General features: G+C 40.2%; 23 protein-coding genes. 16 read left to right on the forward strand and 7 right to left on the reverse strand.

The genetic code is table 11. The features are described 5' to 3' along the window. The first annotated feature begins 121 nt into the window (after positions 1 to 121). Entirely contained in the window at positions 122 to 733 is a 612-nt protein-coding gene (locus tag WG954_RS01195; protein ID WP_340432800.1) for a low molecular weight phosphatase family protein, read from the forward strand. Positions 734 to 770: 37 nt separating this feature from the next. On the opposite strand, the gene WG954_RS01200 is transcribed toward WG954_RS01195, so the two are convergent. The 3 genes from WG954_RS01200 to glpK form a co-directional block, all read right to left on the reverse strand. After that, complete coding sequence (locus WG954_RS01200) at positions 771 to 1,538, reverse strand: MIP/aquaporin family protein (protein WP_340432802.1); 768 nt, start codon at positions 1,536 to 1,538, stop codon at positions 771 to 773. A gap of 50 nt (positions 1,539 to 1,588) precedes the next feature. Further along, complete coding sequence (locus WG954_RS01205; RefSeq protein ID WP_340432805.1) at positions 1,589 to 3,139, reverse strand: glycerol-3-phosphate dehydrogenase/oxidase; 1,551 nt, start codon at positions 3,137 to 3,139, stop codon at positions 1,589 to 1,591. A 97-nt stretch (positions 3,140 to 3,236) separates the two neighbouring features. Further along, on the reverse strand, positions 3,237 to 4,721 hold the full coding sequence (gene glpK, locus WG954_RS01210) for a glycerol kinase GlpK (protein ID WP_340432807.1): 1,485 nt from the start codon (positions 4,719 to 4,721) through the stop codon (positions 3,237 to 3,239). Positions 4,722 to 4,807: 86 nt separating this feature from the next. On the opposite strand from glpK, the gene WG954_RS01215 reads away from it, so the two are divergent. From WG954_RS01215 to WG954_RS01225, 3 genes are read left to right on the forward strand one after another with little or no spacing between them, the layout of a single operon-like run. Continuing rightward, positions 4,808 to 5,968, forward strand: a complete 1,161-nt coding sequence (locus WG954_RS01215; RefSeq protein WP_340432809.1) for a hypothetical protein — start codon at positions 4,808 to 4,810, stop codon at positions 5,966 to 5,968. Positions 5,969 to 5,989: 21 nt separating this feature from the next. Beyond that, entirely contained in the window at positions 5,990 to 6,970 is a 981-nt protein-coding gene (locus WG954_RS01220; RefSeq protein WP_340432811.1) for a DUF2157 domain-containing protein, read from the forward strand. Continuing rightward, complete coding sequence (locus tag WG954_RS01225; RefSeq protein ID WP_340432814.1) at positions 6,967 to 8,121, forward strand: hypothetical protein; 1,155 nt, start codon at positions 6,967 to 6,969, stop codon at positions 8,119 to 8,121. The genes WG954_RS01220 and WG954_RS01225 overlap by 4 nt, the downstream gene beginning before the upstream one ends. A gap of 134 nt (positions 8,122 to 8,255) precedes the next feature. Here WG954_RS01225 and WG954_RS01230 read toward each other — a convergent pair whose 3' ends face one another. After that, positions 8,256 to 10,379: a M48 family metalloprotease gene (locus tag WG954_RS01230; protein WP_340432816.1), complete on the reverse strand. Its 2,124-nt coding sequence runs from the start codon at positions 10,377 to 10,379 to the stop codon at positions 8,256 to 8,258. Positions 10,380 to 10,582: 203 nt separating this feature from the next. Between WG954_RS01230 and WG954_RS01235 the strand changes: the two genes are divergently transcribed. From WG954_RS01235 to WG954_RS01290, 12 genes are all read left to right on the forward strand, one after another. Beyond that, the gene (locus WG954_RS01235; protein WP_340432818.1) at positions 10,583 to 12,379 is read left to right on the forward strand and encodes a DNA polymerase III subunit gamma/tau; all 1,797 of its coding nucleotides are present in this window, start codon (positions 10,583 to 10,585) and stop codon (positions 12,377 to 12,379) included. Between the two features lie 209 nt (positions 12,380 to 12,588). Next, positions 12,589 to 14,241, forward strand: a complete 1,653-nt coding sequence (locus tag WG954_RS01240) for a pyruvate dehydrogenase complex dihydrolipoamide acetyltransferase (RefSeq protein WP_340432820.1) — start codon at positions 12,589 to 12,591, stop codon at positions 14,239 to 14,241. A gap of 95 nt (positions 14,242 to 14,336) precedes the next feature. Then, positions 14,337 to 15,095, forward strand: a complete 759-nt coding sequence (map, locus tag WG954_RS01245; RefSeq protein ID WP_340432822.1) for a type I methionyl aminopeptidase — start codon at positions 14,337 to 14,339, stop codon at positions 15,093 to 15,095. A 198-nt stretch (positions 15,096 to 15,293) separates the two neighbouring features. Continuing rightward, entirely contained in the window at positions 15,294 to 16,157 is an 864-nt protein-coding gene (locus WG954_RS01250; RefSeq protein ID WP_340432824.1) for a UbiA family prenyltransferase, read from the forward strand. Continuing rightward, on the forward strand, positions 16,150 to 17,238 hold the full coding sequence (locus tag WG954_RS01255; protein ID WP_340432826.1) for a type III polyketide synthase: 1,089 nt from the start codon (positions 16,150 to 16,152) through the stop codon (positions 17,236 to 17,238). Before WG954_RS01250 ends, WG954_RS01255 begins: the two co-directional genes overlap by 8 nt. Further along, positions 17,231 to 17,935, forward strand: a complete 705-nt coding sequence (locus WG954_RS01260) for a methyltransferase domain-containing protein (RefSeq protein ID WP_340432827.1) — start codon at positions 17,231 to 17,233, stop codon at positions 17,933 to 17,935. Before WG954_RS01255 ends, WG954_RS01260 begins: the two co-directional genes overlap by 8 nt. Continuing rightward, the gene (locus tag WG954_RS01265) at positions 17,928 to 19,064 is read left to right on the forward strand and encodes an NAD(P)/FAD-dependent oxidoreductase (RefSeq protein WP_340432829.1); all 1,137 of its coding nucleotides are present in this window, start codon (positions 17,928 to 17,930) and stop codon (positions 19,062 to 19,064) included. Before WG954_RS01260 ends, WG954_RS01265 begins: the two co-directional genes overlap by 8 nt. A gap of 55 nt (positions 19,065 to 19,119) precedes the next feature. Then, positions 19,120 to 19,626 carry a GbsR/MarR family transcriptional regulator gene (locus WG954_RS01270; protein WP_182802044.1) on the forward strand — a complete coding sequence of 169 codons (507 nt, stop codon included), beginning with the start codon at positions 19,120 to 19,122 and terminating at the stop codon, positions 19,624 to 19,626. Between the two features lie 449 nt (positions 19,627 to 20,075). After that, the gene (locus tag WG954_RS01275) at positions 20,076 to 20,510 is read left to right on the forward strand and encodes a hypothetical protein (protein ID WP_340432831.1); all 435 of its coding nucleotides are present in this window, start codon (positions 20,076 to 20,078) and stop codon (positions 20,508 to 20,510) included. Positions 20,511 to 20,575: 65 nt separating this feature from the next. Next, on the forward strand, positions 20,576 to 21,367 hold the full coding sequence (locus tag WG954_RS01280; RefSeq protein ID WP_340432834.1) for an energy transducer TonB: 792 nt from the start codon (positions 20,576 to 20,578) through the stop codon (positions 21,365 to 21,367). Positions 21,368 to 21,371: 4 nt separating this feature from the next. Then, a complete protein-coding gene (locus WG954_RS01285) occupies positions 21,372 to 21,734 on the forward strand; it encodes a CoA-binding protein (RefSeq protein ID WP_340432835.1) in 363 nt (120 codons plus the stop codon). Positions 21,735 to 21,894: 160 nt separating this feature from the next. Then, positions 21,895 to 22,368, forward strand: a complete 474-nt coding sequence (locus WG954_RS01290; protein ID WP_340432836.1) for a ribonuclease H-like YkuK family protein — start codon at positions 21,895 to 21,897, stop codon at positions 22,366 to 22,368. 128 nt (positions 22,369 to 22,496) lie between these two features. Here WG954_RS01290 and WG954_RS01295 read toward each other — a convergent pair whose 3' ends face one another. From WG954_RS01295 to dnaB, 3 genes are all read right to left on the reverse strand, one after another. Then, the gene (locus WG954_RS01295) at positions 22,497 to 22,658 is read right to left on the reverse strand and encodes a hypothetical protein (protein ID WP_340432838.1); all 162 of its coding nucleotides are present in this window, start codon (positions 22,656 to 22,658) and stop codon (positions 22,497 to 22,499) included. Between the two features lie 112 nt (positions 22,659 to 22,770). Then, positions 22,771 to 23,481, reverse strand: a complete 711-nt coding sequence (locus WG954_RS01300) for an RsmE family RNA methyltransferase (RefSeq protein ID WP_340432839.1) — start codon at positions 23,479 to 23,481, stop codon at positions 22,771 to 22,773. Positions 23,482 to 23,546: 65 nt separating this feature from the next. Continuing rightward, positions 23,547 to 25,145, reverse strand: a complete 1,599-nt coding sequence (gene dnaB, locus WG954_RS01305; protein ID WP_340432841.1) for a replicative DNA helicase — start codon at positions 25,143 to 25,145, stop codon at positions 23,547 to 23,549. Between the last annotated feature and the right edge of the window lie 315 nt (positions 25,146 to 25,460).

Raw genomic sequence — 25,460 nt, forward strand, 5'->3', positions numbered from 1 at the left:
CCATTCTTTCTTGGCGAATTACCCCACAGGATCATTTCCAAAAGTCGAACAGAAATTAATTTACCAGTTCCTTACAGCGTCGTAATATTGCCCACAATTAACTATGCATAAATCAACACACATGTTTCAGTCTATTCAAGACCGTTGCGCAGCACTTGTAAAAAACTTTAAAGAAATTCCGGCAGAAAGGAAAGAACTGCTGGAAAAAATTGCAGACTATATCATAAAGAAACGGGGTGCAAACGAAGCCATTAACCTGGTTTATGTGTGTACGCATAATTCCCGTCGCAGTCATTTGGGCCAGGTGTGGGCAGCAGTGGCAGCAGCATATTATAACATTGATAATGTTTACACATTTTCCGGCGGCACTGAAGCAACTGCATTCAACCCAAATGCAATCAAAGCAGTTAGTGCAGCAGGTTTTACGGTAAAGAAAACTACGGAAACAAATAACCCTGTGTATGAGGTGTACTTTGCTGAAGATAAATTCACCACTTGTTTTTCGAAAGTATATAACCACGAAGCGAACCCTGCGCAAAATTTTGCAGCCATCATGACCTGCTCAGATGCAGAAGATAATTGTCCATTCATTCCCGGATGTGATCTGCGTATCGGCACAACCTACAACGATCCAAAAGCATTTGACAATACTGTTCTGCAGGATGAAAAATATACTGAACGTAGTAACCAGATAGCAATGGAATGCCTGTATGTTTTTTCGAAAGTGAAATAAGAGATATTGCTACTTCGTTCTTCCTCTGCAGAAATAACTACGATTGTATCAACTGAAATACAAATGCAGCAATTACAGCACCGGCAATGGGTCCAACCACAGGTATCCAACTATAACTCCAGTTGCTGTTGCGTTTGTTTTTAATCGGAAGTAAAAAGTGCATGATTCGTGGACCAAGATCACGTGAAGGATTAATGGCATAACCGGTTGGTCCGCCCAAACTCAAACCTATACCTAATACGAGTAAAGCAACAGGCAATGCATCCAATGCACCTAAACTGTTTTGCGGAGCTGCAATAAATAAAACGCCAAGCATTAACGCAAACGTGCCGATGGCTTCAGTCAGTAAATTATAAAACACATTGGGGATGGCAGGTGAATTGCAGAATACAGCAAGTTGCGCATCAGCATCTTCTGTTGCATCGAAATGTTGTTTGTAGGCCAGCCACATTAAACCTGATCCTGTCATCGCCCCAAGAAATTGTGCAGCGATATACAAGGGAACATTTGCCCATTCAAACTTTCCAATACTTGCCAATGCAATCGTAATTGCAGGATTCAAATGTGCGCCGCTTACTGTTGCACTGCTGTACACTCCAACAAAAACAGCAACAGCCCAACCAAATGCAATTACAATCAATCCGCTGTTGTTTCCTTTTGTTTTTGCTAACAGCACATTGGCAACAACGCTGTTGCCTAATAACAGTAATAACATGGAACCGATATATTCTGCAACAAAAGGAGTCATGGCGGATTTTGATTTTAGATTTATGGTTTTAGATTGGCATTCGTTATTAAAATACAAGAATTTTATATCAACTGTCAGTCGGGCGTTCTTAAATCATACATCCGATATCAACTGAGCACATATCCTTTCGCTACTTCTTTGAATGCTTCGATCTGCTGTTGCTTCCACACTTCATCTTTATTCAATTCCTTCATCATAATATCAGCAACAAGCGGTGCTGCTTCAATGGCTGCTTTTGCATCAAGGATCAACGCTCTTGTCCTTCTGCTCAATACATCTTCTAACGTCATCGCCATTTCATGACCCACAGCCCAAAAAACTTCTGCAACAGTATATGGAAGATTTGGATGAATCAATTGAGAATAACCCTGGTGTTGTAAATAACGAATAGCTGCTGCATCACTTCCATAATAATGAAGCGGATCATCAAAATCAACTTTTTTCATCCAGCCATGAAGCTTCATAGTTTCTGTTTGGCAACGGGTATAAGCAAGACCACCTTCGTAGTGTGCTTTTAAAATTACTTCCTGTGCCATCTTGCGATACGTGGTCCATTTACCACCGCTGATATTGATCATGCCGCCTTTTGATACCCAAATGGTATGATCACGGGGAAGCACAGCTGTTTTCTTTTGACCGGGCACTTTCACCAACGGACGTAAGCCGGCAAACACACTTTTTACATCGCTGCGTTTTAACCCTGTATGTACATAACGGTTAAAATGATTGATCACAAACTCTACTTCATCTTCTAATGGTAATGGTTCAATCACTGCTGTCTCAACACTGGTATCAGTTGTACCAATAATTACTTTATCATGAAACGGAACGGCGAATAATACACGACCATCATCCGTACGTGGAATAAACAAAGCCTGGTCACCGGGAAAAAATGTTTTATCGACAACAATATGTATGCCTTGTGAAGGTGATACTGTTCTTGTCAAGCCATCATCATCCATACGCAGCACATCATCTACAAACACACCTGTCGCATTGATCACCACTGTTCCCCTTGCTTCGTAATCCTCATTGGTTATACAATCATGAATATGTACACCTGTTACTTTCCCCTGCTCATGAATAAGATTTGTAACCTTGCAATAATTCAAAACGGTTGCACTTACGTCAGCCGCTGTTAACGCAAGCGATACACACAAACGTGCATCATCAAACTGTCCATCGTAATACGCTACACCACCGCTTAATTTTTTTCCGTCAAGACCTTTAATGTATTCCTGTGTTTTCTTGATTGATAAAATTTCACTCGGGCCAAGACTCAATTTCGCTGAAAGAAAATTGTATACTTTCAAACCAAGTCCGTAATATAATTTCTCCCACCAACGATAAGCAGGCAATACCAATTTCAAACGATGAGCAATATGCGGTGCATTCTTCAGCAATAAGCCACGTTCACGAAGTGCATCACGCACCAAACGGAAATTTCCCTGTTGCAGATAACGCACACCGCCATGTATGAGTTTGGTTGAACGGCTCGATGTTCCTTTCCCAAAATCGTGTTGCTCGAGTAAAAGTGTTTTGTACCCTCGTGCTGCTGCATCAACTGCTGCACCTAATCCTGTTGCGCCACCACCAATAATGATGATATCCCAGTGGTTGGTGGTTTTTAATTGTTGTATTTGCTGTGAACGATTCAACTAAAATGAAAAATTAAAAATGGGAAATCGAAAATTAAACGCCTAAAGTTAAGGGATAGATATTTGTTGGCTAACAGCTAATATCTTTCGGCTTTCTTTAATAGCTCTGCGCCGCTTTCACCGCTTTCTTCCATCCATTCATCAGGCTTTCCCGTTTTTCTTCATCCATGTTGCTCTCAAATTTGCGATCGACCTGCCATTGTTCCTGTATTTCATCAATACTCTTCCAATAACCAGTTGCCAATCCGGCAAGATAAGCAGCACCCAATGCTGTAGTCTCTGTAATACGGGGACGTACAACCGTTGTATTCAACAAATCACTTTGAAACTGCATCAACAGATTATTAACAGTAGCACCGCCATCAACCCGCAATTCTTTGATCTCAATACCAGAATCGGCTTCCATGGCTTTCAACACATCTACTGTTTGATATGCAATGCTGTCCAATGCTGCTTTTGCAAAATGTGAAGCAGTAGTTCCTCTTGTAATTCCAACAATGGTTCCTCTTGCATGTTGATTCCAGTAAGGCGCACCCAAACCTGTAAATGCAGGCACAATGTATACACCATCGCTATCGGGAACTTTCGATGCCAGTTTTTCAATATCTGTTGAAGAACGGATAATACCGAGTCCATCACGCAGCCATTGCACCACTGCACCGGCAATAAACACACTTCCTTCCAATGCATATTCAGTTTTACCGTTGATCTTCCATGCAACAGTAGTTAACAGATTGTTTTTGGAGATAACGGCTTTCTCTCCGGTATTCATCAGCATAAAACAACCTGTGCCATAGGTATTCTTTACCATGCCGGCATGTGTACACAACTGACCAAACAATGCACTCTGTTGATCGCCTGCAATGCCGGCAATGGGGATATTGGTAGCCGTTAGTATGTTTTGTGTGGTGCCGAATACTTCACTGCTGCTTCGTATCTGTGGCAACATATTACCCGGCACATTAAATATCTTTTCCAATTCGCCATCCCATTGCAGTGTTTGTAAATTCATGAGCATGGTGCGGCTTGCATTACTTACATCTGTTGCATGTACCTGTCCTTTTGTAAGATTCCACAACAACCATGTATCAACTGTACCAAAACAGAGTTCACCTTTTTCTGCTCTTGCTCTTGCACCTTCTACATTATCCAGTATCCATTTCACTTTTGATGCACTGAAATATGCATCTACTACCAACCCTGTTCGTTGCTGAATTAATATGTGCAGATTTTTTCGTTTCAGTTCATCGCAGAAATCTGCTGTGCGCCTATCCTGCCAAACAATTGCATTATAGATCGGCTTACCGGTGTTACGATCCCACACCACCGTTGTTTCCCGTTGATTAGTGATACCAATGGCATGGATATTTTCTGTGCTTAATCCTGCTTTGGTAATTGCTTCTGCAGCTACACCAAGCTGTGTACTCCAAATTTCTTCAGGATCATGTTCAACCCAACCCGGCTGTGGAAATATCTGTTTAAATTCTTTTTGTGCAACAGAGATAATGCTACCGTCATGACCGAAGACAATGGCACGGCTGCTGGTTGTTCCCTGGTCGAGAGCGAGGATATATTTCTTCATGTGGCAGTTTTATTTGAAGTTCTTACAATACGCTAACAATCCGTTGTTGCATGAACCCTTACATTTGGACTACCAAAGAAAGGCACATGCAATTAGTTGAAGTTAAAGATAAACAGTCAGCAAAAGAATTTTTACAGGTTGCTGTTCTGTTATATAAAGATGATAATAACTGGATCCGTCCGTTGGATAAGGATATTGAACAGGTATTTGATGAAACGAAGAACAAAGCTTTTCGACATGGCGAAGCGATCCGCTGGATTTTGAAAAATGATGATGGAAAATTAATTGGGCGTATTGCTGCCTTCGTCAATAAAAAATATAAATCAAAGGGCGATGATGTTCCTGTTGGTGGTCTTGGCTTTTTTGAATGCATTAACGATCAAACTGCAGCCAACTATTTATTCGATACAGCAAAGAACTGGTTACAAAGCAAAGGCATGGAAGCAATGGATGGGCCTATCAACTTTGGTGAGCGTGACCGCTGGTGGGGTTTGCAGGTAGAAGGATTTCAGCAACCCTTGTATTGCATGAATTATAATCTTCCTTACTATCAACAGTTGTTTGAAAACTACGGCTTTCAATTATTCTTTAATCAATATTGCTATTCGCTGAAAGTAAAGGATAAGCTGAGCGATAAATTTTATGAGCGTCATGATCGTTTAGCGAAAGATCCTCACTACAAAGCTGTTCACATTAAAGTGAGTCAACTTGAAAAATTTGCAAAAGACTTTTGTACGGTTTATAACAAAGCATGGGCTGGTCATGCAGGACTGAAGCAGATGGAAGAAAAAACAGCAATGGCCATGTTCAATGCCATGAAGCCTGTAATGGATGAACGCATTTGTTGGTTTACCTATTATAACGATGAGCCGGTTGCTGTGTGGCTGAACTTACCAGACCTTAATCAATGGTTCATGGAATTGAACGGACGATTTGATAGCTGGAGCAAACTGAAATTCCTTTGGGTAAAAGCAACCAAGCGGAATAAAAAATTCACCGGCATCATCTTCGGTATTGTGCCCGAGCATCAGCACAAAGGTGTAGATGCGTTTATGATCATTGAAGCTGCAAAAGTGATACAAGCCCCTATGCTGTACGATGATTACGAAATGCAGTGGATCGGCGATTTTAATCCACGTATGATGAATGTGGCTGCCAGCCTGGGCACACATATCAGCCGCCGTTTAATTACCTATCGCTTTTTGTTCGACAGGAAGAAAGAATTTAAACGGCATCCGGTGTTGTAAAAAATTCTTAACATTACGGTCATGAATACCCGGCTATTCGAACAACTCCACGCTGACGGACTTGTATCTGACGGTTCATTTGAGAAAATAAAAAATGCTTCCGGTAAAGAACTTGTTTCCCTTCATTGGGACATCAAGACTCTTTTATACCTGGGCGTATTGCTGTTAAGTGGCGGACTCGGCATTCTTATTTATAAAAACATTGATACCATTGGTCACCAGGCAATTTTAGTTTTCATTGCATTAATTTGTGCGTCTGCCTTTTTTTATTGTTTTAAAACCAAACATCCTTTTGCAGCATCTAAAGTAGAATCGCCCAATGTTTATTTTGATTATGTGCTGCTCCTTGCCTGTTTAACTTTCTTGAGTTTTATTGCCTACCTGCAATTTCAATACAATGTTTTTGGAACGAGATATGGACTGGCCACTTTTATACCAATGCTCGTCTTGTTCTTCTCTGCCTATTTTTTTGATAACCTTGGCATACTCAGTTTGGCTATTACCAACTTAGCAGCATGGATCGGAATAACCGTTACACCATCACAATTATTAAAGGCAAATGATTTTAACAGCAGCACCATTATTTACATGGGTTTGTTCCTCGGAGCTTTTTTGATTGCATTAGCTTTTATCTCAAAAATAAAAGCATTTAAACCGCATTTTGAATTCACCTATGCCAACTTCGGCACCCATCTTCTTTTTATTTTCTGCCTTGCAGCAATGTTCCATTTCGATGATCTTTACCTGCTTTGGTTTCTGTTACTAATGGCACTGGCTTATTTTTTCTATACCAGAGCAATGCAGAATAAATCGTTCTATTTTTTAGTGATCACCACGCTGTACACTTACATAGGCATGGGCTATGTAGTTATTCAACTCCTCGATTCAATGCGAAATTTTGGAATGACATCTATCTATCTTGGATTAATTTATTTTATTGCTTCCGGAGTGGGTCTTGTTTTCTTCCTCATCAGTTCTAACCGTAAAATAAAAGCAGCATGATCGCCTATAACAACACATCACTGTATAATAAAGGCGTGCAGCAGCAATCAACCGCAGCTTTCGAAAACAACCTGATCACTGCAGATGAATTGCAACAGATCAAAGAAAAATACCCGGTTCAATTCTACACACCGAATTTTTTTATCCGCATCGGGCTTTTTGTATTAACCGGCATCGTCGTTTCGTTTTCCTTCAGTCTTTTTTCGCTGATCTTCATGAACTCTATCGAAAGCGCAATGAAAATTCTTATGTTATTCTTTTCCTTGCTTACGTATGCAGCGTTGGAATTTATGATTGAGAAAAACAATCATTATAAATCCGGAGTAGACGATGCGTTGATGTGGAATTCTGCCGGTATGCTGTTGGGTAGTCTTATCCTTATCATTGATTCAGGTGCTTTAACGAATAGTATTCTTACCTTCTTCATTTCTGTTTATTGTTCAGTGCGGTTTTCAGACAGACTCATGAGTGCGGTTGCGTTTCTGAGCTTTTTGGCCGTGCTCTTTTTTCTCTTTACCGATCATCTCGGAATTTCCAAAGCCATCATACCATTTGTGCTCATGGCTGCTTCTGCTGCTGTGTATTTATTAATGGCAAAGCTTGAAAAGAAAGAATCACTGAAAAACTATGAGCATTGCTTTACCGTTGTCATCATCTGCAGTTTACTTAGTTTCTATGCAGCAGGAAATTATTATGTGGTAAGAGAGGTGAACAATGCAATGTTTCATTTAACCAGCGATGGTTCATTACCTTTCGGATGGTTGTTCTGGGTATTGACAGTTCTCGTTCCCATTCTTTATATCATAAGAGGAGTACAAAAGAAAGATGTTATTTTTTTACGGATAGGACTTCTGTTGATTGCCGCTATGATCTTTACGATCCGTTATTATTACAGCATCTTTCCAATAGAAATAGTGATGACAATTGCAGGATCAGTCCTTCTTGTTCTCTCCTATGGATTGATCAATTATTTAAAGCAACCAAAGTTTGGTTTTATTTATGCAGAAAAGAATAGCGAACCCAAGGATGAAAAGTCGCTGATCGAATCATTGGTTGTTGTTGAAACCCTGGGGGAACAGGCAAAGCCCGCTGACACAACTAAGTTTGGCGGCGGCAGTTTTGGTGGTGGGGGTGCTGGCGGAGAGTATTGAATATTTACCTAGGCGTCTATGAGCATACGACCTTCTTGGGTAAACATATCAGTTGACTGTTTGTTAAATATCCTTTCCTGTTTGACAGGACGAAAGAGTTTAAGCGGCACCCTGTATTGTAATTATACCTGGCATCAAGCAACAGCTTTCAAATACAGATCATACTGGTATTCGAGTATACTTTTAAAGCTTTTGAATTGTATCAATGCCAATTCTTCCACTACATCATTTACCAGTTTATGAATAGTTGTAAGCTCGTAGTCAATAAAACTATCACCTCCAAAATATTGATAGTTTGCATTTACAAAATGAGCGGCCTTTGCTTTTAATTCTGCATTGGCATCAAAAACGCCATTATCCAACCAGTAGCCTAATAACAATCTCAAATCAGCACTTGCCTGCCTTAGTTCTGATGCCATTTGTTCAGCGGCTTCAATACTTACCTGCTGGCCCTGCAACAAAGGAGAAAGTGTGTTGACAACTTGCTGTGCAGTCTCAAAATGCTTATCTGCCCGTTTCCTATTTTCAAAATGCTCGGTATACATTTGTTTTAGCCTGCCAGCTGCCTGCTCCCCGTTTTGTTTGGCAGCTTTGAAAAAGAAAGCCATATTTTCTTCTTCATCGAGTTGTAACTGCTTTTTCTGCTGTTCAATTTCCTGTTTTAGCATTTCAAGAATTGTTTCGGCCTCTTCCCGCTCATGCTTTACTCCGTCGTAATCAAATGTTTTAGTTTCTATACCACCATCAACAATTGCCTGTAGCAAAGCAGCATCCGATTCGTTTGCAAGCATCTGTTTACCTAACCCAACTTTTTCATCACTAAACAATGCCTTAAAATTTTCCTTACTTACTTCTTGTTCGTAAGGTTTGTTGACTAATGCTTCCAGATCCACATCATTAATACGTTTATCATCATAATATCCGTTGAACTCTTCGGGTAATCGAAACGATTGTATTTCATTAATATATTTTTCTCTGAATGCATTTTCATCGATCATCTTCTGTTTCATTTCTTCAGGCACCGATACATAAATGACCTGGGATAATTGTTGCTGAAGCTTTTCAGGATGTGCAAATAAAACCCATGCCGAACGCTCATCTGTTACACCATCAATTTTCAATTCATTCAATCTTGCTTCACGATCTTCGTTTGCAGGATGCGAAGCCCATTGATTTTTGATATTTAGCTTGCTCAATTGAAAACGCTTTAAAAACTCATCACTCACTAATGGAACTCCGTTTTGCACAGGCAAATCGTAGTCAACTGCATATTGATGCATTACCACTCGATGATTGCTGTATACATTGGCAAACACTTCTTTATTCTTTAACCACGCATCTGCTTTTTGCAGCACTGAAGTATAACATGCATCACTGATCTCCAGTTTCTTTAAGGCAGTTGCCAGGTTATAGCTGCCACTTACACTCGCAGCAACAGCATCAGCATGAAACTCCATTTCACGGGACAGGCTCATGTAGTTTTTATTGATGAAACTGTACATCCCCTGCAAAATAGATTGAATACCTTTTATTATTTGAACAGTGATCCAGACAAAAATGCCGATTGCCCAATGAAGATTACCCCATGTATGAAGAAACTTTCCAAAGTCGTTGTTCTCATAAAGCATGTTGTAAATAGCTTTATTAACATTGTAAACAAAACTTCCAAGTTTCATACTGCGTTGGGAAAAGTGCCCGAATTCATGAGCCATTACTGCCTTGAATTCACTGAGGGTAATTGTGTTCACCAAACCCAGCCCTATCATTAAATTCTTTTTCACAGGAAAAAACATGCTCCAGAAACTATCATTATAAAATACCGATGCATTGACTTCCGGAGAAAGAACGATCTTTTTAGGAAACTGTGTTTGTGTGTCTATGGTTAGCTGACGGATGAACGCAAACAATTCCGGCTGTTCTTTTTCTGTCACCTCTACCATTCCTGATTCATCTACTTTCTTTACAGAAAAAATAAACTTCACTAAAAAGATCACGACCATTACCCCAATACTCATAATTCCGGCACCGCCAATAATTACCAGCAAGTGCCCTGCATTAAGAATAACGGCCCAGCCCAGCAACACACATCCAACAGCGAGTGCAACTGCTGCTACCATCAGAATGATATATACAATAAAGAACAGGGAGATTGATCCCATTACTTTTTTCACTTCGGACTTAAACGAAGCAGAAGGTTCAGTTACGGACTCATCAACATTAACAGGATTTACAGGGTACAATGCGGATAATTGGGACATATTTTTTCTTTGATAACTGAAAATAATATGAGCATGTTACACCACAAAAAAATAGGGGTAGAAAAAACAACTCATCTAATATCTGACGGGAAATAGCTCATAAGTGTGCTACATTAAATTTTGAGGCAAAAAAGTGAGTAGGCTTTCTGTGAGTATTCTTCTAACGGAGATATTGGTCGAAATAGTAAATTGCACCCGCAGTTATGGATAAATTCATTGTTTCAGCACGGAAGTACAGACCCCAGACTTTTGATACAGTTGTGGGGCAAACGCATATCACCACGACGCTCAAAAACGCCATCAGCCACAACCAACTGGCGCATGCCTTTTTGTTTTGCGGTCCGAGAGGTGTGGGTAAAACCACCTGTGCCCGTATTTTGGCAAAGACCATCAACTGTGAAAATATTCAACCCAACGGCGAAGCTTGTGATACCTGTGTAAGCTGCAGAACCTTCAACGAAGGCACATCGCTCAACATTCATGAGCTCGATGCGGCCAGTAATAACTCGGTGGATGATATCCGTTCATTGATTGAACAGGTTCGCTTTGCACCGCAAATGGGGAAATACAAAGTGTACATCATTGATGAGGTACACATGCTCAGCTCCAGTGCCTTCAATGCATTTTTGAAAACATTGGAAGAGCCGCCTTCCTATGCCATTTTTATTTTAGCAACTACTGAAAAACATAAAATTCTGCCAACTATTTTAAGTCGTTGCCAGATCTTCGATTTCAAACGCATTACTACCAACGATACGGTTGATCATTTGCAGGAGATCGTTGAAAAAGAAGAGATCAAAGCAGAGAAACCTGCCTTGCAGGTAATTGCTCAAAAGAGTGAAGGTTGTATGCGTGATGCACTCAGCATCATGGATAAGATCGTGAGTTTTACCAATGGAGAATTGACTTATCAAAATACATTAGAGCATCTGAATATTCTTGATGCTGATTATTTCTTTAAGCTATTGGATGCAATGCAGCAACAGGATCTTGCAACTTCAATGCTGTTGTTTGATGATATTAACCGTAAAGGATTTGAAGGCGACATGGTATTGAATGCCATGGCCGAATTCTTCCGCAACTTATTAGTGTGCAAAGATGAGAAGGTGGCCAACTTACTCGAAGTGGTGGAAAGCTTTAAAGACAAATATATTTCTGCTGCTAAAAAAACATCTGCTTCTTATATCATCAGTGCATTGAATCTTTTGAACGATGCTGAGATAACTTACAAGCAGGCAAGAAACAAACGTCTGCATGTGGAGTTGGCGCTTATTAAACTCACCTACCTGCAACAGGCACTCGATCTCACTGATAAAAAAAAAGTAGTTGAGAAAACGAAGGCGGTTCAGTTTCGTGCATTAAAGCCAATTGAAGTAAAAGAACAAGCTGAAGGCACAAGAAACAAGGCACAGGAAACAAGTGGTGCCAAATTGATTGTTGAAGAACCCATTGAAAGGATACAAGGAACAAGGAACAAGATTCAAGAGCCAAAATCCAATATTCAAATTCCTGCTACACAAACTGCTGCTCCAAAAACTGCTTCAGCAGGTATCAAAGGTGGCTTATCAAAACTTCGTGAAAAAATTGCTGCAGAAAATAACAATCCCAACAATCAGCAAAAAGAAATTGATCCTGAAGGTTTAAAAATTGCATGGCAGGAATACATTCTCAAACTGAAAGCTGCCACCAAACATTCGGTGGTATCAACATTTGAGATGATGGAATGTCGCATGAAAACTCCTGTCGACTTTGAAGTACAGGTGTACGGTAATATTCAGCTTGGCTTTTTGAAACAGGAAAAAACAGCGCTGCTTCAGCATGTACAGAGTTTTTTTAAAAATCCGAACATTAATATACTTGTGCAGTTGATAGAAGAACCAGAAGATCTTACGCCGGTTGAACGACCGCTTTCCACGAAAGAACAATTCATGCGTATGGCGGAGAAATATCCGCTGGTAAAAGATCTGAAAGACAGGTTGGGATTGGAACTGGATTATTAGTTGATACAAAGCCGGTAGCCGTAAGTTATTAGCCCTTAAATCCCGGTTTTCGTTACTTCTTTTGAAGCATTTTAATGTGATTCTTTTGCGGTAAACACAGACTAACGATTATTGGCAAAAGACTACTGACTATCAACTAAAGACTACCGACTTATATTTCCCCAAATTGCCTTAATTTCACGCCCTCATTACGACAAAAAACTGATCTTATGGCTGAAGTGATTCGTATGCCCCTGTTAAGTGATACCATGACCGAGGGAAAAATTCTGAAATGGAACAAACAGGTGGGCGATAAAGTTAAAGGCGATGATGTGCTTGCAGATGTTGAAACCGATAAAGCTACGATGGAAGTTGTGGGTTATGCCGATGGCACCTTACTCTATATCGGCGTTCCGGAAGGCAAAGCAGCACAGATCAATGAAATTATTGCCATTGTTGGTAAAGAAGGTGAAGATTATAAAAGCCTGTTAGATGGCGGTTCGGCTGCCCCTGCTGCTGCAACCGAGACTGCTGCTAAAACTGCTGATGCCCCGGCTCCATCGGCTCCTGCGGCTGCAGGCGTTGATGCTGATGCCTTAGCCCAACAGTTGGGTGCTACGGTAATCCGGATGCCGCTCCTGAGCGATACAATGACAGAGGGAAAGATCATTGCCTGGAATAAGAAAGTGGGCGATGCTGTAAAGGCTGATGAAAGTCTTGCAGATGTGGAAACCGATAAGGCAACCATGGAAGTGATTCCTTATGTAGACGGTACAATTTTATATACCGGTGTTGAAGCCGGCAATGCTGCCAAAGTAAATGAAGTAATTGCTGTGATCGGTAAAGCCGGTACAGACATTACCGCTTTGGTAAATGCGTTTAAAAATCCAGGTGCAGCCGCAGCTCCTTCAAGTGCACCGGCTGCAACAACAGCTGCTGCCACAAGTGCTCCTGCTGCTGTTGCATCAGCATCCGCTTCAAGCACAGAAAACGGTCGTGTAAAAGCATCTCCGTTGGCTAAGAAAATTGCTGCAGAAAAAGGCATTGATCTCCATGCTGTACAAGGCAGTGGGGATGGTGGTCGCATCATTAAAGCTGATATTGACAATTATAAACCGGCTGCCGCTTCTGCAAGTGCTCCTGCAGCAAAAGCAGCAACTCCTTCTGCTCCTGTTATTGCATTTACTCCGGGTGCAGGTGAAGGGTTTGTTGATACGCCAAACAGTAACATGCGTAAGACCATTGCCCGTCGTTTGGGTGAAAGCATGTTCACTGCCCCTCACTTCTATTTGAAAATGGAGTTGAACATGGATAATGCCATGGCCGCCCGTGCACAAATGAATGCCATCAGCCCTGTGAAGATCAGCTTCCAGGATATGATGATCAAAGCATGCGCAATGGCACTCCGCAAACATCCTGCAGTTAACTCGTCATGGATGGGCGAATTCATCCGCACTTACAATCATATTCATATTGGTAGCGCTGTAGCGGTTGATCAAGGATTGATTGTTCCTGTATTCAAATTTGCAGATCAGAAAAGTTTGAGCCAGATTGCGTCAGAAGCAAATGGCTTGTACGATAAAGCAAGAACAGGTAAACTGCAACCGCAGGAATTTACCGGCAACACGTTTACCATCTCTAACTTAGGTATGATGGATATTGAAGATTTCACTGCCATCATTAATCCTCCCGACAGTTGTATTCTTGCTGTTGGCCGTATTAAAGAGATCGTTATTAAAAAAGCTGATGGCAGCTTTGGTACAACCAACGTGATGAAAGTAACCTTGAGTTGCGATCACCGCAGTGTGGATGGTGCCGTTGGTTCATCGTTCCTGCAAACACTTAAAAAGTATATTGAGAATCCTGTTACCATGTTGGTATAAGTATCTCCGATCAATTTTATACGATCCCGTTGCAAATTGCAACGGGATTTTTCTTGCTGAATGATTTTTATCTTTATCAACTAATACACAGCATCATGTCCATCACCAACAATGCAGAGCTTGAAGGCATGCAAAAGATCAGCAACGCTGTTGCTGTAACCCTTAAAGCCATGCGTGACTATGCAAAGCCTGGCGTCAGCACTAAAGAACTGGATGATTTTGGTGGAAAGCTATTGTCAGACATGGGCGCAAAATCTGCGCCTCTTCTCACTTATAATTTTCCCGGTTTTACTTGTATTAGTGTAAACAAATCATTTGCACATGGCATTCCATCTACCAATATTATTCTACAGGAAGGTGATCTGGTAAACATTGATGTATCGGCCGAGTTAGATGGTTATTGGTCGGACAATGGAGGCTCTTTTGTTGTGGGTGAAGATCTGCACCAACATCAACCATTGGTTGATTTGTCGAAACGTATTTTATACAATGCACTTGACCAGATCAAAGGAGGTGTTCGTATAGCAGAAATCGGGAAGCTGATCGAAACTCAAGCAAAGAAAGCAAACTGTAAAGTGATCAGGAATTTAACAGGTCATGGTGTTGGCAAAAGCTTACATGAAGACCCGCTTGAGATTCCAAACTACTTCGATCGCTTTAATACAAAACGTTTTCGCAAAAATTCAGTTGTAGCTATTGAAACATTTATCGCTACACATTCCACACAAGCCGTAGAGTTGGAAGATGGCTGGACCTTTGTTGGCAACAAAGGCGGTTACGTGGTGCAACATGAACACACCATCATGGTTACAGATGGCAAGCCTGTTATTCTTACTGCAGCTAACGGTGTTTGATGAACACAAATGATCTATATTAAATTTTTTAATGCCAATCAGCATTATGCAGTTGGCATGTTCGTTTTACTCCGTCTTCCTCAATGTTAAAACATTTTGTTGAAGGGTTTGTTGTACTAACTTAAAACTGTAAATGACAGCCAGGCGATAATTCGCCCAATAAACATAGCTTACATTTACAATAAGCATCATCAAATCATGATCAGGAAAAGTACAATACAGCTTTTGCGGTTTCATTTTTCGATTTTCTTAATGCCCGTTTACTGGTTTGCATTAACACAATTGGTGAACATCAACTGGAGCAATGCACTATTGATCTTTATAATACTGCATGTACTTGTCTATCCATCAAGCAATGGTTACAACAGCTATATGGACAGGGACAGCTCCCCTATTGGCGGCCTTGCCAATCCTTTGCAACCCACAAAGCAGTTATTTTATGTAACAATCGTAATGGATGTACTGGCAGTTGCACTTTCATTCTTTATCAGTTACTGGTTGGCGTTAGGTATACTTATTTATATCATTGGTTCAAGGTTATACAGCTATCGTGGCGTTCGGCTAAAACAATATCCGATCATTGGTTATCTCACAGTCATCACGTTACAAGGCGGTTTGGTTTTCTGGATGGTGTATCATGGAAGTTCTGTGTTGTTGAAAACAGGCATGCCGATTGCAGCTATGATTGCGGCAAGCTTACTGATCGGTGGATTTTATCCGCTTACACAAATTTATCAGCACAAGCAGGATAAAGAAGATGGAGTTACAACCATCAGTTACTTGCTCGGTTATCGCAAAACATTTGTATTCTGTGCAATTGTTTACTCAGTCGCAATGCTTTTTGTTGGATATACTTTCTTTGCATCGCTCATGATAAAAGAATTTTTCATCCTCAGCATCTTTTTTCTTCCCATTCTCGTTTATTTCTTATGGTGGGCAGTGAAAGTGTGGAAATCAGAAAGTTTTGCAGATTTTAAACATACGATGCAGATGAACGTTTTGGCAAGTGTATGCACCAATGCAGCATTTATAACGATCTTAATCATGAATCAATTTGAGTAAACTTGTTTCCATTGGCACGGCCGTTCCGGCGTTTAAACATGCACAAAAAGATATTCTGCAGTTCATGCAGGAAGTGTATGCATTGGATACGGTTGAAAACAGGAAATTAAAATTCTTGTATAGCCAAAGTGGTATTCATACCCGTTACTCGGTTATTCCCGATTACAGTCATAAGTTACCTGAATGGAAGTTTTATCCGCATAGCGAAAACCTTGAACCCTTTCCAGATCTTGAACACCGCATGCGTTGGTTCGATCGTTATGCCGCTCCCTTATCAGTTGATGCTATCAGGCAATGTATTGCTGGAAAGATCAACAGTCAACAAATTACGCATCTCATCACGGTTAGCTGCACAGGCATGAGTGCGCCAGGTCTTGACCTGATGGTGATGGAGTTGATGGATCTTCCAAAAAACATCTTTCGTACTTCCATCAACTTCATGGGTTGTTATGCAGCTATTCACGGATTAAAAATGGCGGATATGATTTGCAAGACGGATCGTTCAGCAAAAGTGATGATCGTTTGTACAGAATTGTGTACACTGCATTTTCAAAAAGATGCGAGTCCAGACAGTATTGCTTCTACACTTTTATTTGGCGATGGAAGTGCAGCAGCATTGGTAATGCATGATGATGCACCAGCAAAGGGACTGCACCTGAAAAGTTTTTACAGCGAAGTTGTTCCGAAAGGAAAACGGGATATGGCTTGGGAGCTTTCGTCAACAGGTTTCTTAATGACGCTGAGTGGATATATTCCCGATCTGATCAAAGAAGATTTTGCACCATTGGTAGAACGTGCTTTACAATATGCAGGCTTGCAGCAGGAAGATATCAGTAACTGGTGCATTCATCCCGGAGGCAGGCGCATAGTAGATACGATTCATAAATCGCTGCAATTGCCGGAAGGAAAACTACAAGCTTGTTATGATGTGTTGCGTGACTTTGGCAACATGTCATCTCCCACTATTTTATTCGTGTTGAAAGAATTGATGCAAAACAGCAGCAATGATGAATCCATTTTTGGTGCCGCCTTTGGCCCCGGTTTAACAATGGAAACTTTTGTAGCTTCAACACATGCCTGATCTTTCCAAACGATCATATCAAAAAGAAATACTCGATGGCGATGACAGCCCGTTTGAAGACATCAAACGAAACATGCACGAGCTTGATGTGATCAATACATGGTTGGGCGGACATCAAATTACGATTAATGGACTGCAGCAATTGATGAAGGATGAAAGTCACCCGCATGTAATTCACATCTGTGAAATTGGTTGTGGCGGCGGCGATAATCTCAGAGTAATACAACAATACTGTAAAAAGAAAAGCATTTCTGTAAAACTGATTGGTGTTGATATCAACCCACATTGCATTGCTTTCGCTCAGTCAAGAAAAGAAAATGAAGGCATTGAATTTATTTGTTCAGATTATTCAACTGTATCGTTCCCACAAAAACCAGGTATTATTTTTTCCTCTTTGCTCTGCCATCACTTTACTGAACAGGAATTGCAACAGCAGTTTGTGTGGATGAAGGATCATTCCTCAATGGGCTTTTTTGTGAATGACTTACACCGACATCCGATCGCTTATCATTCCATCAAACTCATAACAAGATTTTTTTCAAAATCATACCTTGTGAAAAACGATGCGCCGTTGAGCGTTGCACGAGGATTTAAAAAAGATGAGCTTACTCAACTTTGTGATCGTTCGTCCATCAACAAATATCAATTAAAATGGATGTGGGCTTTTCGTTGGTTATTGATTTATAAACATGACTGACAGGCATTACGATATTGCAATTATTGGTGGCGGTTTGGCTGGATTGGCACTAGCTATTCAATCGGCAAAACAAGGTTATTCAGTTGTGTTATTTGAAAAAGAAAAATATCCTTGCCATAAAGTATGTGGTGAATACATCAGCATGGAGAGCTGGAACTTTCTTGAATCACTAGGAGTTCCATTATCAACTTTAAACTTGCCTATCATTAAACAACTGGAAGTGTCGTCGCCTCAAGGAAATATCTTTCAACATGAACTGCCACTTGGCGGTTTTGGAATCAGTCGTTACAAATTGGATGAACTTCTGGCGACTATTGCCCGTCAACATAATGTTCTTTTGCTGGAAGAAACAAAAGTGAATGATGTGATCTTTCAGAACGACGCATTTATCATTCATTCATCTGCAGGTGCGTTTACTTCAACAGTTGCGGCGGGTTGTTTTGGCAAGCGCAGTAATCTTGATGTAAAATGGAATCGAAATTTTGTGCAGCAAAAACCAAATAAACTCAACAACTACATTGCTGTTAAATATCATATCAACATCAATCGTCCGGCTGGTGTAATTGCATTGTACAATTTCGAAAATGGATATTGTGGTATTTCACAAATCGAAGATGGAAAATATTGTTTGTGTTATTTGACTACTGCGGTTAACCTGCAGAAAAGCAATAACAACATTGAGCAGATGGAGAAAAACATTCTCTGTAAAAATCCACAGCTTAAAAAAATATTCTCTGAAGCTGAGTTTTTATACGATACACCCGTAACCATTTCACAGATCAGCTTTGAACAAAAGCAACAGGTAGAACATCATGTGTTGATGATCGGTGATGCAGGTGGAATGATCACGCCTCTTTGTGGCAACGGCATGAGCATGGCTATGCATGGAAGCAAACTTGCTTTTGAACAGGTACATGCGTTTCTGCAACAGCAAATCACACGGCAGCAGATGGAAGAATTTTATAGCTGTAACTGGCAACAGCAATTTGCCAAACGATTAAAAACCGGCAGGCTTATTCAAGGTTTATTTGGCAAACCAAGCATCACCAATCTCTTCATCAATTCAGTCAAAACGCTGCCGTTCCTGGCCAAGCCTTTGATACGCCTCACACACGGCCAATCTTACTAAAAAATTAATTTTCAGTAATTACTGAAAATTCGGAATTGTTTGCTAACTTAGGGCCATGAAATTATCGGAAGCCAAACAACAGTTCATCAGCACCTGGGGCGCCATGGGTACACATTGGGGCATTAACCGCACAATGGCACAGGTACATGCTTTACTGATGATCAGTCCTGACCCACTTACGCAGGACGATGTGATGGCCCAGTTGAATATCAGCCGGGGGAATGTGAACATGAATATACGTGACCTGATCGATTGGGGTTTGGTGGACCGTGTTTTGATCCAGGGTGAACGCAAAGAATATTTCACAGCAGAAAAGGATATCTGGAAAGTAGCCCGACAGATCATTAAAGAACGGAAGAAGCGTGAACTTGATCCCATGATGAAACTGATGGATCAGTTGAGCAAAGTAGATGGCGATAAAAAAGATAAAGAAGTAAAAACCTTTCTCGACACCATTAGTGGAATTAAAAAATTTGGTGCCCATGCTGATAGTATGCTTGATGTGGTGGTGAAGAGTGATGAGAACTGGTTTATCAGTACAGCATTGAAACTCTTTAAATAATTGATCAAAGATCAATACAAGCCGATTCGTTCGGCTTTTTTAAAACATATTATTTTCATTTTTTTCTGAAATTACCAAATACATGAAACATGAAGCTGTTTAAGCAATTTGAGATCCTCATTAATATCACAATTATTAGTATCTTTTTTATCTTATTCATCTCTACACAAGATTATAACTATGCGTTCTTTGGATATTTTATAATAGGCAGCATACAATTATTAAGCATTGTTATACATTTTTTTACTGGATGGTTTATTGGCAGAACTACTGCAAGAATTATCTATTGTTGGTTTTTAGTTTTACTTATATTTCTCGTTCCAAGTGGCCTTACTATCTTTTTCCTCTTTTTCGCTTCTCCCCTACTCGCACTTATTTATGTTATGATTTGTTTTCATGAATTAAGTATAATAAAATTCAAAGAGTTTATTCATCTTAAATAAATTGTTATGAACTACACAATCCCCAACTGGCTTATTTATATTGGCGCTGCCGGACAAATTTTTACTGCCTTGGTTTATCCTTATGTTCGTCACAAAGTTTTTGACTGGTATAACGATATCAAAAAGCTGAAACCACTTAACCAGGAAATTGCAAAAACATATGGCCGTTACATACAAGGTTTAAATTTTTCATTTGGTTTGATCTCTTTCCTACTTGCAGAGGAATTAAAGAATGGCAGTCCACTTGCTATTGCGATAACAGGATTAATTGCTGCTTATTGGACAGGTAAAGTTATTACTCAATTTGCCTACTACCCTATGTATGAAATCCCCAATAAGCTCATTTTCAAAATTGGAGAGGTGTTGATGAATACGTTGTTCATCACATTTGCAGTAGTGTTTATCTGGTTATTCATCACAAATCTTCTTCAGTATTTATAGATTTAATAGCACAAGATTCATCTCTCATTTTTTACTTTAAAGTTGGAAAGTGATATTTTTGGCCAATGAAAGATATCGCTCTGTTGACTTTTGCACTATTTGTATCAACTTCAACCTTTTCTCAAAATGTAAAGCAGGATCTATTAAATCGCTACTTTGAAGTAACAACAGAAGAAAAAGAAGCATTCTTTGTAAGGCTGTCGCAAGCTTACAAAGGTTTCTGGGCTTATACCGATTATGATGGGAAAAGCAGAATTGTAAGAACTGGTTTTTATACTGACAGCACATTTCAAACAGCAGTTGGTCCACATACTTTCCATTGGGAAGGGAAACTTGTTTACAACGGAAGTTATGTGGCTGGCAGGCCAAGTGGCTACTGGTATTTTTATAACAAGAAAGGGGAAGTTTATGATTCACTTCATTACGTTATAACTACTGCAAAAAAAGACAGTCTACCGGGTGCAGGAAACGATGAAGAAGAAAAGAAAAAAACAAAACAGCTGCAGGAAGAGCATTTAAAAAAAGATAGCAGCAAAGCGTTTTCAATTGTTGAAAAAGAAGCTTCCTTTCAAGGTGGAGATAAGGGGTGGTCAAAATATTTGACCAAGCAGCTTAGTTTTCCTGATCTGGTACTCGCTATTAATAAACCACAACGAATGACAGTTGAAGTTCAATTTATCGTTTGCAGTGATGGTGAAATTTGTTCTGTTGAAGCAATCAACAGTTCAACTCCATTACTGGATATTATGGCAGTTAATGCTATTCGCAAAGGTCCTAAATGGACTCCTGCATTCCAAAGCGGGAGAAATGTTAAAGCATGGCGCAGGCAAAAAATCACATTCACTATTCCTGAATAATAACATGAAGAAGAAAACACTTGTACTTGGCGCATCCGATAACAGTTCACGTTACAGCTATCTGGCTATACAACGTCTCCGCAATAAAGGACATGAAGTAGTTGGAATTGGTAAGCATACAGGTACGGTTGAAGATGTAACTATTGCAACAACACAACTACCAATCGAAGATCTCGATACGGTTACGCTTTACCTAAACCGTCTTCATCAAAAAGGGTATTACGATTACATTCTTTCGCTCAAACCGAAACGCATCATCTTTAACCCTGGTGCTGAAAATGAAGAATTGAAACAACTTGCACTTCAAAACAACATTCAACCAATGGAAGCATGTACATTGGTGTTGTTAAGCACTGGTCAATATTGATTCTCTAATTAAAGTTTTGTAGGAGGTTTACAGGTTACAGATAGTTCCGTGGTCTGTCGTTTATCGTCGTCTTCGGTTATCCCCAGCTGTTAATAAACACATAACTCAACAATCTTGCAGCAGCCGGAAAGAATTTCGTAAATTAGGAAAACCCTTTTTTATGAAATGGAGAAAATTCAATGGCGAGCATATCCGCATTCCAATCAAGGAAGAGGTTCGTGCCGCCATTATAAGAGAAACCGGCAGAGGCTTTCGTCTGAAAGTTTGTGTTGGTACAGACAGCCAGGTAAAAGGAATGGAAACAGAGTTTGCAACGGTCATTGTTTTTTTGCGTGAAGGTCATGGTGGATTTATGTTCATTCATAATGAAAAAACAAGACAGAAGTATTCCATTAAAGAACGTATGCTTGTTGAAGTTGCCAAGAGTATTGAAATTGCTTATGAACTTTGCGATCTTTTTACAGAGTATGATGTTGATATGGAAGTACATGCAGACATCAACACCAACCCTCACTTCAAAAGCAATGAAGCATTGCGTGAAGCAATGGGTTACATTCTCGGTATGGGATTTGCCTTTAAAGCCAAACCAGAAGCTTTCGCCAGCAGCAGCTGCGCCAATAAAATTGTGAATTGATCTTTTGCACAGATTCCTATTTCAACTGTGCGAACCACGGTGAGGTTCTTCGTCTCCCCTATCCTCAGCATCAAATTACAGCTCTCAGTTTAGCATCTTCAAGCCCATAAACAATAGTACTGTCAGGTCTACTTACTCAAAGCAGTTGGTGTCGCCAACCATGTATCCCCATAGTCAGGAACGTCATTGAAAAATTGTTTTGTAAGAGAATTAACAAACAGATAAGCTAAAAATAAAAGTGAAAGAAAAATAAAGACAATAGTGCCAACAGATAAAATATCTCGTCTCATATTCTCATGTTTTAGAAATGAAAGATAAATTTTGCGGCAGAGATAATTAATCGATTGTAAGGTCTGGTTATTCTATTAAAAAAGCAATACTTGAGTTTTGCATTTTCTGCTATCATGCAATACATAATAATGCAGCAGCCACTACTCCTGCAGTTTCGGTTCGTAATCTTGTTTCACCAAGCATTATTGGCTTGTAACCGGCAGCAATTGCCTGGTTAATTTCTTCATTGGTGAAATCACCTTCAGGGCCGATCAGTATTATTGCATTTGAAAATTTTTCAATTTGAAAATTTGAAAATGAGTTCTTCTCTGTTTCTTCACAATGAGCGATCAGCTTCAATGAATTTTCAAATTGCATCGTTTTCAACTGTTCGAATTTAACCGGCTGATGCAAAACGGGCATCCATGATTGCTGGCTTTGTAACATCGCACTTACAACTATTCCTTTCATACGGTCGTAACGGAAATGTTGTCGCTCTGTGCGTTCACTTAGCAACGGAATAATTTCTGTTACACCAATCTCTGTTGCTTTTTCAAGGAACCATTCAAAACGGCTTGCATTCTTAACCAAAGAAACTGCAATGGTGATTTTGCGTGCAGCTTGCGGTTGATGGCTTACAGACTTTACTTGTACCACACAATGTTTCTTGTGCGCATCAGTAATAGCAGCAGTGAGCAGACTTCCTTTACCATCCGTTAAATACAATTGCTCTCCTACCTGCATACGCAACACCTGCACCACATGTTTGGATGTTTCTTCATTCAACGTAATAAATTGCTCAGATGCATCAAAAGAATCAATATAAAAAAATGGTAGTGCCATAAAAAAATTTGTCCCGCCTTAAGCAAGCGGGACAAAACTATATTCATACATCCGAAATCAGAAATCTAAAACGGCGTTTCCTCATCGAAGTTCATATCATTCATTTTGCTTCCTTTCTGTACAAATACTTTCGGGCCATCATCACTTGGTACTGGTTTCCAGTTTCCACCACCGGGCATCATACCGGGTCCGCCGGGTAATGGCCCTTGTGAGCCACCAAATCCGCCACCACCCATATTATCACCGAAATCATCTTCCACAAATTTCTGAATATGTAACAATGCTCTTAGTTTGATTGTTTCCAACGAACCATTCCTGTGCTTGGCAATACGTACGTGTGTTTCGCCACGATTGCTTTCACCAAATTCATTCGATGTAATATCATAGTACTCGGGGCGATACAGGAACATTACCATGTCAGCATCCTGTTCAATGGCGCCAGATTCACGGAGATCACTCAACTGCGGCATCTTGTTACCATCTTTTCGTTTCTCAACTTCACGACTCAACTGCGAAAGAGCGATAATAGGAATATTCAATTCCTTTGCAAGTTGTTTCAAACCCCTTGAAATTGTACTGATCTCCTGTTCACGGTTGGTATTTTTATTACCGGCACTTCCACTCATCAATTGCAGGTAATCGATAATGATCAACCCAACTCCGTGCTTGTTTACCAAACGACGAGCCTTTGCACGTAATTCGAAAATATTCAAGGCTGCACTGTCATCAATAAAAATGGGGGCTTTGGCCAAAGGCTCAATACCTTTTTTGTACAACTGCTGTACTTCATGATCTTCCAGTTTACCACGGGAAATTTTCTCCAGCATGATCTCACTTTCGGCTGAAAGAATACGCTGCACCAACTGGGCAGCACCCATCTCAAGCGAGAAAAACGCAACAGGTGTTGGTTTACTTGGGTTAAGTGCTGCATAGCGCAACAGATTTAACGCAAATGCTGTTTTACCCACGGCAGGTCGTGCAGCAAGGATCACCAGGTCGGAAGGTTGCCAACCGTAGATCACTTTATCCATGGTTGGAAAACCGGTTGGTACACCTGTAATATCTTCCTGTTTATTCCGCATGTCTTCAATACGCTGAATGGTTTTGATCAACACATTATCAAACGAATCAAAGTTTTTACGGAGATAGTTATTGGTTATTTCAAACAGTTTGCTTTCCGCATCATCGAGCAAATCGAATACATCGGTACTTTCTTCATACGCATCACCTATGGTTTCACCACTGATGCGGATCAGTTCACGTTGCAAAAATTTCTGCAGAATGATACGTGCATGCGCTTCAATGTTGGCGGTAGAGACCACGGTATTGGTCAAGCGTGTTACGTAGTATGCGCCACCTACCATTTCCAGTTCTTCACGCATTTTTAATTCTTCCACGACCGTCAGCAGATCAATAGGCGAACTTTTAGCCGTGAGCCCTTGCATTGATCGGAAGATGCGCTGGTGAGCATCTACATAAAAACACTCCGGACGTAATATTTCGCTGATTGCATCGAATGCACTTTTTTCGAGCATTACGGCACCAAGTACGGCTTCCTCAAGTTCCTTTGCCTGGGGCGGAACTTTGCCATATACCATGGTAGTGAGGTCAAGCGGCGCCTTCCGCTTTGTCTTGCGGTCTTTATTGAGATTAGTAAGATCCATAGTTTAAAACAGGGAATACAATGGTTGAATTTGGGTTCCTTTCTTTCACAATCGTTTACACAATTTTCATGTTAAGCAATTGTTACCGGAACAAGGGCGACGAATGTAAATGAGAAAATGATACAAGCAAAAACAAATCCCACTCTTAATTTCTTCAACCCCTATTCACATTAAATTCACGGTTATCCACCGGTTTTGCTGCTTCATTAACACAAATCAGGCCTGTTATCCTCAATTTAAAATATTTTTTCGCCCAAACCTAATGTATTTGCACACCCGCTGTGCAGAAAGATTTTACAGCTTTTTTTTGGCGGA

The sequence above is a fragment of the Lacibacter sp. H375 genome (assembly GCF_037892425.1).
Lineage (GTDB): Bacteria > Bacteroidota > Bacteroidia > Chitinophagales > Chitinophagaceae > Lacibacter.